The 9935-nt window shown below is 70.4% G+C and carries 10 protein-coding genes and 1 pseudogene; 4 read left to right on the top strand and 7 right to left on the bottom strand.

The features are described from left to right. The 3 genes and pseudogenes from F3J18_RS33010 to cobU form a co-directional block, all read right to left on the bottom strand. Positions 1-222: pseudogene (locus F3J18_RS33010) on the bottom strand (threonine-phosphate decarboxylase); the annotation flags it as partial. Positions 223-303: 81 nt separating this feature from the next. Beyond that, positions 304-1248 (bottom strand): adenosylcobinamide-phosphate synthase CbiB, encoded by a 945-nt coding sequence (gene cbiB, locus F3J18_RS33005; RefSeq protein WP_166916298.1) that lies wholly within the window; start codon positions 1246-1248, stop codon positions 304-306. After that, positions 1242-1802: a bifunctional adenosylcobinamide kinase/adenosylcobinamide-phosphate guanylyltransferase gene (gene cobU / locus F3J18_RS33000; RefSeq protein WP_105852239.1), complete on the bottom strand. Its 561-nt coding sequence runs from the start codon at positions 1800-1802 to the stop codon at positions 1242-1244. Before cobU ends, cbiB begins: the two co-directional genes overlap by 7 nt. A gap of 63 nt (positions 1803-1865) precedes the next feature. Between cobU and F3J18_RS32995 the strand changes: the two genes are divergently transcribed. From F3J18_RS32995 to F3J18_RS32985, 3 genes are all read left to right on the top strand, one after another. Then, a complete protein-coding gene (locus F3J18_RS32995) occupies positions 1866-3371 on the top strand; it encodes a cobyric acid synthase (protein WP_240154847.1) in 1506 nt (501 codons plus the stop codon). 104 nt (positions 3372-3475) lie between these two features. After that, entirely contained in the window at positions 3476-3904 is a 429-nt protein-coding gene (locus F3J18_RS32990; RefSeq protein ID WP_025102262.1) for a DoxX family protein, read from the top strand. A gap of 411 nt (positions 3905-4315) precedes the next feature. Continuing rightward, on the top strand, positions 4316-4987 hold the full coding sequence (locus F3J18_RS32985) for a ParA family protein (RefSeq protein ID WP_025102263.1): 672 nt from the start codon (positions 4316-4318) through the stop codon (positions 4985-4987). An 86-nt stretch (positions 4988-5073) separates the two neighbouring features. Here F3J18_RS32985 and panD read toward each other — a convergent pair whose 3' ends face one another. The 4 genes from panD to F3J18_RS32965 all read right to left on the bottom strand — a co-directional run bounded on the left by panD (position 5074) and on the right by F3J18_RS32965 (position 7685). Then, positions 5074-5460: an aspartate 1-decarboxylase gene (gene panD, locus F3J18_RS32980; protein ID WP_042625753.1), complete on the bottom strand. Its 387-nt coding sequence runs from the start codon at positions 5458-5460 to the stop codon at positions 5074-5076. A gap of 43 nt (positions 5461-5503) precedes the next feature. Continuing rightward, positions 5504-6343, bottom strand: coding sequence for a pantoate--beta-alanine ligase (panC, locus tag F3J18_RS32975; protein WP_025096622.1), 840 nt, complete (start codon positions 6341-6343; stop codon positions 5504-5506). Positions 6344-6622: 279 nt separating this feature from the next. Next, positions 6623-7492, bottom strand: a complete 870-nt coding sequence (locus tag F3J18_RS32970) for a ScpA family protein (RefSeq protein WP_166916295.1) — start codon at positions 7490-7492, stop codon at positions 6623-6625. A 4-nt stretch (positions 7493-7496) separates the two neighbouring features. Continuing rightward, on the bottom strand, positions 7497-7685 hold the full coding sequence (locus F3J18_RS32965; protein WP_025096620.1) for a DUF3460 family protein: 189 nt from the start codon (positions 7683-7685) through the stop codon (positions 7497-7499). 320 nt (positions 7686-8005) lie between these two features. On the opposite strand from F3J18_RS32965, the gene F3J18_RS32960 reads away from it, so the two are divergent. Next, entirely contained in the window at positions 8006-9805 is a 1800-nt protein-coding gene (locus F3J18_RS32960) for an autotransporter assembly complex family protein (RefSeq protein WP_205195664.1), read from the top strand. Positions 9806-9935 lie beyond the last annotated feature (130 nt).

Here is a 9935-nt window from a genome sequence, read left to right as displayed (position 1 = left end):
GGGCGCGCCGTAGTAGCGCGCGGCCAGCGCGGCCAGCGGCGCCTCGTCGCCGGGCAGCCGGCGCCAGGCCTCGGGCGGCATCGGCGGCACCGGGTAGCCGATCGGGTTGATGCCGGTCGAGAGATCGAGCCAGCGCGCGAGCGGAATGCCGTAGCGTTGCGCGGCGTCGTGCGGATTGCCGCCGTGCGTGATGGCGGGCGGATGGAGAGCGGAGTCGGTCATGGGGCGGGTCGGGCGGGGCGATCGACATCGCCCGCCGCGCGGAATCGAGGGAAGGGGATGGACATGGCGCGGGCCGGGGCCTCAGCCATGCTGGGTGGCGACCGATAGCGCGGCGCCGGCCAGCAGCAGCGCGAGCCAGAGGATCGAGGTGCGTGCCACCAGCGAGAGCGCCGCGCGCACGTGGGCGGGCGAGGCCGGCTCGCCGGCGCCGAGCGTGGGCCGCGTCTCGAGTTCGCCGTGATAGACGGCCGGGCCGCCCAGCACCACGTTGAGGCTGCCGGCGCCGGCGGCCATCACCGGCCCGGCATTGGGGCTGTCCCATTGGCGCGCCTGGCTGCGCCAGCAGCGCCAGGCGTTGGCGGTGTCGCCCAGCAGGGCGTAGCTGGCGGCCGTGAGCCGCGCCGGCACCCAGTTCAGCGCATCGTCGATGCGCGCCGCGGCCCAGCCGAAGCGCAGCAGGCGCGGCGTGCGATAGCCCCACATCGCGTCGAGCGTGTTGGCGAGCCGGAACATCAGCGCGCCGGGGCCGCCCGCGATGGCGAACCAGAACAGCGCACCGAAGATCGCGTCGTTGCCGTTCTCCAGCGCCGATTCGACCGCCGCGCGCGACAGCGCCGAGGCATCGGCCTCGCGCGTGTCGCGCGAGACGATGCGCGCGGTCAGCGTGCGCGCCTCGGCGAGATCGCCGCGAGCGAGGGCGGCGCCGATCGGCGCGATATGCTCGGCCAGGCTCTTGGCGCCGAGCGCGAACCACAGCAGGGCGACATGCACGGCGGCGGCCAGCGGCCAGGGCAGCAGGGCGAGCAGCAGCAGGGCCGCCAGCACCGGCGGCAGCACCGCCAGGCACCAGGCCGCCACGCCGATCGGCCGGCCCAGCCGGCCGTGGTTCAGGCGCGCCTCGATGGCCTGGGCCAGGCGCCCGAAGACGACCAGGGGATGGCCGCGGCGCGGTTCGCCGAAGCGCCAGTCGACCAGGAAGGCCGCGACCGCGAGGATCGCCACCGCCGGCAGCGACAGCATCAGCATGCCGGTTCTCCGGGCGCTTTCACGTGCATCGGCAGGCCCGCCACCACCAGCGTGACGTGGGTGGCCAGCGCTGCGATGCGCTGGTTGAGCCGGCCCAGTTCGTCGACGTAGCGACGCGTCTCGGCGCCGAGCGGGATCACGCCCAGGCCGATCTCGTTGCTGACTACGATCACCTGGGCCCGCGAGGCGCGCAGCGCGTCTTCCAGCGCCGCCACGCGCGCGGCGAGCGTGGCCTCGTCGACGGCCGCGCCGTCGGGCGGGCAGAGCAGGCCGGCGAGCCACAGCGTCAGGCAGTCGACCAGCACGCAGGCGGCGGGATCGTCGAGCGCGGCGATCGCCTCGGCCAGCGCCTCGGGCGCCTCGACCAGGGCCCAGTCGGCCGGGCGGCGCGCGCGATGATGGGCGATGCGGCGATCGAATTCGGCGTCGCCGACCACGCGCGCGGTGGCGACATAGGTGACGGCGCGGCCGCTCGCGGCGGCCAGCCGTTCGGCATGCGCGCTCTTGCCCGAGCGGGCGCCGCCGAGCACGAAGGTGAGGTGGTGCGAAGTCATCGCGTGATTGTAACGGCGCGCGCGATAATGCGGCCTTCCCCAGACAGCCCGATGGCCCGCACCATGACCGTTTCCGATCGCCTGCCCTCGCCGCGCGGCACGCTGATGATCCAAGGCACCACCTCCGACGCCGGCAAGAGCACCGTGGTGGCCGGGCTGTGCCGGCTGGCGCGGCGCGCGGGCGCGCGCGTGGCGCCCTTCAAGCCGCAGAACATGGCGCTCAACAGCGCGGTGACCGTCGACGGCGGCGAGATCGGCCGCGCCCAGGCGCTGCAGGCGATCGCAGCCGGCATCCCCGCGCATACCGACCTGAACCCGGTGCTGCTCAAGCCGAACAGCGATCGCGGTGCGCAGGTCATCATCCACGGCCATGCGCGCGGCAATCTCGATGCGCGGGCCTATCACGCCTACAAGCCGGTGGCCTTCGAGGCCGTGCTGCAATCCTACGAACGCTTGCGCGCCGCCTACGACGCGGTGATCGTCGAGGGCGCCGGCAGCCCGGCCGAGATCAACCTGCGCGAGGGCGACATCGCCAACATGGGTTTCGCCGAGCATGTCGACTGCCCGGTGGTGCTGGTCGCCGACATCGATCGCGGCGGTGTGTTCGCGCACCTGCTCGGCACGCTGGCCTGCCTGTCGCCGAGCGAGCGCGAGCGCGTGCGCGGCTTCGTGATCAACCGCTTCCGCGGCGATCCGGCCTTGCTGAAACCCGGCCTCGACTGGCTGGAGGCACAAACCGGCAAGCCGGTGCTCGGCGTGCTGCCCTACCTGCACGGCCTCGCGCTCGACGCCGAGGACATGCTGCCGAGCCTGGCGCGCACCGAGGCCAGCGATCGCGCGGCCGGCGTGCTGCGGGTGGTCGTGCCGGCCGTGCCGCGCATCAGCAACCACACCGACTACGACGCGCTGCGCGCGCATCCGCGCGTCGATTTCTCCTACTGGAAGAGCGGCCCGATCCCGCCCGCCGACCTGGTGATCCTGCCCGGCTCGAAGAGCGTGCAGCGCGATCTCGAATGGCTGCGCGCCAATGGCTGGGATCGCGCGATCCAGCGCCACCTGCGCTACGGGGGCAAGCTGATCGGGATCTGCGGCGGCATGCAGATGCTGGGCCGCTGGCTCGACGATCCGCAGGGTGTCGAGGGGCCGCCGGCTCGCGTGGCGGGGCTCGGCCTGCTCGACTACGACACCGAGCTGCGGCCCGAGAAGACGCTGGTCAACGCGGGCGGGCGGCTCGGCTGGGGCGAAGGCGAGGGCGCGGCCGTGAGCGGCTACGAGATCCACATGGGCGAGACGCACGGCCCGGCGCTGGCGCGGCCGGCGCTGCGACTCGACGGACCGGAAGGCGAGCGGTCCGACGGCGCCATCTCCGAGGACGGGCAGATCCTGGCCACCTACCTGCATGGCCTGTTCGACACGCCCGGCGCCTGCGCCGCGCTGCTCGAATGGGCCGGGCTGGACCGGGCCGAGGCGGTCGACTGGGCGGCGCTGCGCGAGGCCTCGATCGAGCGGCTCGCCGATACCTTCGCCGCGCATCTCGATCTGGAACGCCTATTCGGCAGCTTCGTCTGATCAATTCGTTCTTTTTGGGAAGTAATGTAATCCGATCCGGAGATTTATCGGCGAAAACGCTTCGAATAGAGTTCGCTCCATTCCCCTTCTCGATGGAGTCCGCCATGAACCCGAATCGTTCCGCCGAACTCGGCGCCACCTTGCTGCGCCTGGTGCTCGGCGTCTTGTACCTGATCCACGTCGGCCAGAAGATCTTCGTCTTCACCCTGCCGGGCACCGTGCAGTTCTTCGTCTCGATCGGCCTGCCGGGCTGGCTCGCCTATGTGACGATCGCCGTCGAGCTGGTCGGCGGTCTCGCGCTGCTGGGCGGGATTCAGGTCCGGATCGTCTCCCTGGTGCTGCTGGTGTTCATGCTCGGCGTGGTGCACACGCATTTCCCGAACGGCTTCGGCTTCGATTCGCCGCATGGCGGCTGGGAATATCCGGCCTTCTGGGCGGCCGCGCTGGCGGTGCAGGCGCTGGTCGGCGCGGGTGCCTATGCGCTCGGCGGCAACCGCGCGGCGGCCAAGGCCGGCGTGCAGCGCGCGGCCTGAGGGGCCTGAGCGGGCGGGGCAGGCGGTCGCCGCCGCTAAGTCGCCACCGCCCGTTTCCTGCCGTCGATACCCCTGCGCGCGACGCGGCCTTTGACCGGGCCGCGCCTGCCGCGCCGCCACCCACCGGCGCCGGTTCCGGCTGCCACCGGCTCGGCGCCGTCGACGGCCGGAACCCGGCGCCAGGCCCGCTCCCGGCCATCGGCCGCGCCGCCCGGCCTGGTTTCCCTCGCCGACCGAGCCGTCCAGCCGGGCCCCACCCGAGCCGGCACGATGTGGCGATACCCGCCCATCCGGCCTTGATCGCGCCTGCCCCATTCCGGGGCGGGGCGTTTTGCCGATATCATCGCTCCCTGTATCCGCAACTTTCCGTGGCGCCGCCGACCGGCGCCGCGCGGCTTTCCGGGGGTGTACATGACGGTGATCGTGGTGGCAAATCCGAAGGGCGGCGTCGGCAAGAGCACGCTGTCCACCAATCTGGCCGGGTATTTCGCGGCGCAGGGCGCCTGGGTGGCGCTGGCCGACCTGGACCGGCAGCAGTCCTCGCACGGCTGGCTCGCGTTGCGGCCCGCCACGCTGCCGGTCATCGAGGCCTGGGCGCTCGACCCGGGCGCGCCGGCCAAGCCGCCGCGCGGCCTCGAATACGCGGTGATCGACACGCCGGCCGGGCTGCACGGCAACCGGCTCGACCTCGCGCTCGAGCTGGCCGACAAGGTGATCGTGCCGCTCCAGCCCTCGATGTTCGATATCCTCGCCACCCAGCAATTCCTCGAGCGGCTGGCCGCCGAGAAGGCGGTGCGCAAGGGCGCGGTGCAGGTCGGCATCGTCGGCATGCGCGTCGATGCGCGCACGCGCTCGGCCGAGCAGTTGCAGCGCTTCGTCGAGGGGCTCGAGCTGCCGGTGCTCGGCTACCTGCGCGACACCCAGAACTACGTGCAGGTGGCCGCGCACGGCCTGACCTTGTGGGATGTCGCCCGCAGCCGCGTCGAGAAGGATCTCGAGCAATGGCAGTCGATCGTCGACTGGGCGCAGGCCAGGCCGGGCAAGGCCGACAAGGCCGATAAAGCCGACAAGCCCGCCGACTGAGCCTTCGCCGGGGCATCAAAAACAAAACCCGCCGTTCTCGCGAACGGCGGGTTTTCCGTTGCCGGCGGCCGCGAACGGCGCGGCGCTCAGGTCCAGCTCTGGGTCGGCACGTGGTCGCGGCTGCCCTTCATCTTGTTGTGCTCGTCGACGAACACCAGGTCCGGCTTCCAGCCGGCCTTCAGGTCGGCCTCGTCGACCACCGCGAACGCGGCGATGATCACCAGGTCGCCGAGCTGCGCGCGCCGCGCCGCCGAGCCGTTCAGCGAGATCATGCCGCTGCCGCGCTCGCCCTTGATCGCGTAGGTCGAGAAACGCTCGCCGTTGTTGATGTTCCAGATGTCGATCCGCTCGTTCTCGACGATGTTCGAGGCTTCGAGCAGGTCCTCGTCGATCGCGCAGGAGCCTTCGTAGTGAAGCTCGCAGTGCGTGACCGTGGCGCGGTGGATCTTCGATTTCAGCATGTGGCGCTGCATGGTGTGTCCTGATGCGGTGAGGCGGAAGCGCGACGGCGGGCCGTCAGATTTCCAGGTTGTCGATGAGGCGCGTGGCGCCGAGCTTGGCGGCGGCCAGCACCACCAGCGGCTCGCCGCCCTCGAGCTGTTCGGCGCTCGGCGCGACCAGGTTGGCGCGGCGGCGGATCGCGATGTAGTCGGGCTGCCAGCCGCGCGCGGCCAGCGCCTCGCGGGCCGCGGCCTCGACCTTGGCCAGGTCGCGCTCGCCGCCCAGCACCGTCTCGCGCACGCGCTGCAGCGCGCGCGCCAGCTCGGGCGCCTCGGCGCGCTCGGCCTCGCTCAGGTAGCGGTTGCGCGAGGACAGCGCCAGGCCGTCGTCGTTGCGCACCGTTTCGGCGGCCACGATGTCCACCGGCAGCGCGAGCTGGTGGCACATGCGGCGCACGATCATCAGCTGCTGGTAATCCTTCTTGCCGAACACGGCCACCTTCGGCTGCACGCAGGCCATCAGCTTGGTGACCACGGTGCACACGCCGGTGAAGAAGCCGGGGCGGAACTCGCCCTCCAGGATGTCGCCCAGGTCGTGCGGCGGCTGCACGCGGTATTCCTGCGGCTCCGGGTACAGGTCGCGCTCGGTCGGCGCGAACAGCACGTAGACGTTTTCGCTCTGCAGCTTCTCGATGTCGTCCTGCAGCGTGCGCGGGTACTTGTCGAAATCCTCGTTCGGGCCGAACTGCAGCCGGTTCACGAAGATGCTCGCGACCACCGGGTCGCCATGCTGGCGCGCGAGCCGCATCAGCGACAGATGGCCTTCATGCAGGTTGCCCATCGTCGGCACGAAGGCCGTGCGGTTCTGGCCGCGCAACTGGTCGCGCAGCTCCTGGATCGTGCTGATGACTTTCATGGTCGGTAGAGCGGTTCCTCGCGCGCATCGCGCGTTGCCGCCGCGCGGGGCGCGGCCTCGTGGTCGGACGGTTCGCTGGCCCGCGAGCCGGGCAGGGCGCGAGCGTCGGCGATTGTAGAGGATTTGCGGCTGAAGCGCACCGATAAGCGCACGATCGTTCGCTTTTTATCCGGGCGAGGTCGCGCGAAGACGGGACAGACGGGGCCGTGCCGGCCCGTCTTCGAGGCGAAAAGGGGGAAAGCCGCGTGAGGAAACAGCGCGAGGCCCGGCGCGCCCGCCTCAGGCCGGCAGGTAGGCCAGGCGCACGTAGATCGGCGCGAAGGGTTCGGGCTGGGTGATCTCGATCAGCGACTCGCGCGCCAGCTCGAGCATGGCGATGAAGTTGACCACCACCACCGGCACGCCGCGCGAGGTGTCGAACAGCTCGGCGAACTCCATGAAGCGCACGTTCTGCAACTGCCGCAGGATCAGGCTCATGTGCTCGCGCACCGACAGCTCCTCGCGCGAGATCCGGTGATGCTGGACCAGCTTGGCGCGCTTGAGCACGTCGGCCCAGGCCGCGCGCAGGTCTTCGGAATCGACGTCCGGGAAGCGCGGCGTGATGCTCTGCTCGATGTAGACCTCGGCGCGCAGGAAGTCGCGGCCGAGCTGCGGCAGTTGGTCGAGCCGCTGCGAGGCCAGCTTCATCTGCTCGTATTCGAGCAGGCGGCGCACCAGCTCGGCGCGCGGATCCTCGGCTTCCTCGCCGGTGTCGGCCTTCTTGACCGGCAGCAGCATGCGCGACTTGATCTCGATGAGCATCGCCGCCATCAGCAGGTACTCGGCCGCCAGCTCCAGGTTCGACTCGCGGATCTGGTCGACGTAGCCGAGGTACTGGGCGGTGACCTCGGCCATCGGGATGTCGAGCACGTTGAAGTTCTGCTTGCGGATCAGGTACAGCAGCAGGTCCAGCGGGCCCTCGAAGGTCTCCAGGAAGACCTCGAGCGCATCGGGCGGGATGTAGAGATCCTGCGGCAGCTTGAACAGCGGCTCGCCGTACAGGCGCGCGAAGGCGGCGACGCCGTCCACCGTGTCGGGCGTCGAATCGGCGCCGGCACGCGCGGCGAGCGCGTCCTCGGGCGGGGCGGCGGCCTCGTCGGCGGCGCTCACGGGATCAGAAGTTCTGGTAGTAGACGTAGGAGTTCTGCTTGACGCGCGATTGCTGCTGCTCCGAACGCTCGTCGAGGTCGATCGGCTGCTTGTCCCACAGCAGGGCGCGGCCCTTGCGCTGCTCGTCTTCCAGCGCCGGCTTCTGTTGCTTGAGCTGGTTCAGAAATTGCGTGACGTCGGACGTGTACGACATGGTGGGGTTCCGTTCGAGACGGGCCGGTGCGCGCTTCGCGCCGCCGCCCGGGTTGGGGATGGCGGGATTTTACCGCATCGCGGGGAACAGCCGGCGTTCGCGCGCGTCGAATGCCCGCGGTGTGTATCTGCACGCGCGCTTTTGAAGATCTTTCAATGTTTGGCCTCTGTGGCGCCATGTCGCTGTGGTCAAATGTGGTTTTTTCATCCGATCAATTTCCGAGGGGGCGGTATTTGACAGGGCTGGCCATTCCACCCGATGCGCGTCGTGCCCGCCGCAAGGCGATCCCGGGCGCCGAGGCGATCGTTTCCAGCAAGGCGATGCCTGCCAGCCAGGCGAGTTCCGCCGGCCAGGCGCCGTCGCCGTCTTCCCGCTTCCCGTTGCTGCCGCGCCTGGTCCGCCTGACGCTGGGCGGCTGCCTGGCGGCCAGCTTCGCGCTGCCGGCCTGGGCCAAGTACAGCGTCGACATCGACGCGCCGCGCTCGGTGCGCAAGCTGCTCCAGCAGCACCTCGACGTCTCGCGCTTCGCCAAGCGAGACGACATCTCCGACGACCAGTTCGAGTTCCTGATTACCGCCACGCCCCAGCAGGTGCGCGACCTGACCGCCACCGAGGGTTATTTCTCGCCGGTGGTCTCGACCGACGTGCGCAACCGCGACGGCAAGCGTTCGGTGACGGTCAAGGTGGACCCGGGCCCGCAGACCGACGTGGCCGGCGTCGACCTGCAGTTCAAGGGCCCCGTCGGCACCGAGGACCCGAAGCAGGAAACCGCCGCGCGGCTGGCCTTCTCGCTGCACGAGGGCGACGCCTTCACGCAGTCGGGCTGGGACGGCGCCAAGAATGCCGCGCTCAAGCAACTGCAGTCCTATCGCTACCTGGGCGCGAAGATCGTCAGCTCGCAGGCGCGCATCGATCCGCGCACGCGCACCGCGAAGCTCGCCGTGAGCTTCGACAGCGGGCCGACCTTCACGATGGGCGCGCTCGACGTGTCGGGCGTGCGGCGTTATCCCGAGCGCATCGTCACCAACGTCAACCCGCTCGGCGTGGGCGAGATCTACGACGTGCAGCGCATCAACGAGCTGCAGCGCCAGTTGCAGAACACGCCCTACTACGCGAGCGTGGCGATCGACGTCGGCGACGACACCAGCAAGCCCGAGGACACGCCGGTCCACGTGAAGGTCAGCGAGTATCCCTACAACAGCGTGCGCGGCGGGGTCGGCTACGCGACCGATACCGGGCCGCACATCCAGGGCTCCTATACCTATCTCGACACCTTTGGCGCGGCCTGGCCTCTGCAGGTGTCGGGGCGCATCGACCAGATCCAGCAATACGGACAGGTCCAGTTGTCGATGCCGCCGAGCCCGCGCGGCTGGACCAACAGCGCGCTGGCCTCGTACACCAACACCAACGTGTCGGACGTGCGCATCTACAGCGCGCGCCTGGGCCTGCAGCGCACCAAGACCAGCCAGAACATCGACTATTCCTACTCGATCATGTTCTACCAGGACCGGCTCGACCAGAACGGCGCCGGCCCGACCACCAGCCGCGCGCTGGTGCCGCAATGGTCCTGGACGCGGCGCAACGTCGACGATCCGCTGTTCCCGCGCTCGGGCAACCTGATCCACGCCGAGGCCGGCTTCGCCGTGAAGGGCGTGCTGACCGACCAGAGCTTCGTGCGCGGTTACGCGCGCGGCCAGCAGTACATCCCGATCGGCAAGCGCGACCTGATCTTCTTCCGTGCCGAGCTGGGCGGCGTGTTCACCAGCGGCGGCTCGGCCGGCGTGCCGGCCTCGCTGCTGTTCCGCGCCGGCGGCTCGAACTCGGTGCGCGGCTACGGCTACCAGAGCATCGGCAACAGCGTGGACGGCTCGGTGCTGCCGACCAAGTACCTGATGACGGGCACCGCCGAATACCAGCACTGGTTCAACCACGACTGGGGCGCGGCCACCTTCTTCGATATCGGCACCGCCACCGATGCCTGGGGCGAGCGGGTGTTCTATCCGGGCGTCGGGTTCGGCGCGCGCTGGCGCAGCCCGGTCGGGCCGGTCAATGTCGACCTCGCCTATGGCCTGCGCAATCGCAGCGTGCGTCCCTACCTGACGCTCGGCATCGCATTCTGACGAGGGTTTTCCGGATTCCAGCATGACCAAGCACGATTGCCCGCCACCGCCGAACGACGCGCCGCCGCCGCGAGACGAGCCCCGCCCGCCGCCGCCGCGCAGGCCGCGCCGGCTCGGCCGCGCGCTGGCC

This window comes from Burkholderia sp. Ax-1720, assembly GCF_011753035.1.
Classification (GTDB): domain Bacteria; phylum Pseudomonadota; class Gammaproteobacteria; order Burkholderiales; family Burkholderiaceae; genus Burkholderia; species Burkholderia gladioli.
The sequence above is the reverse complement of the archived record's forward strand: the minus strand, read 5'-3'. Positions and strand labels throughout refer to the sequence as shown.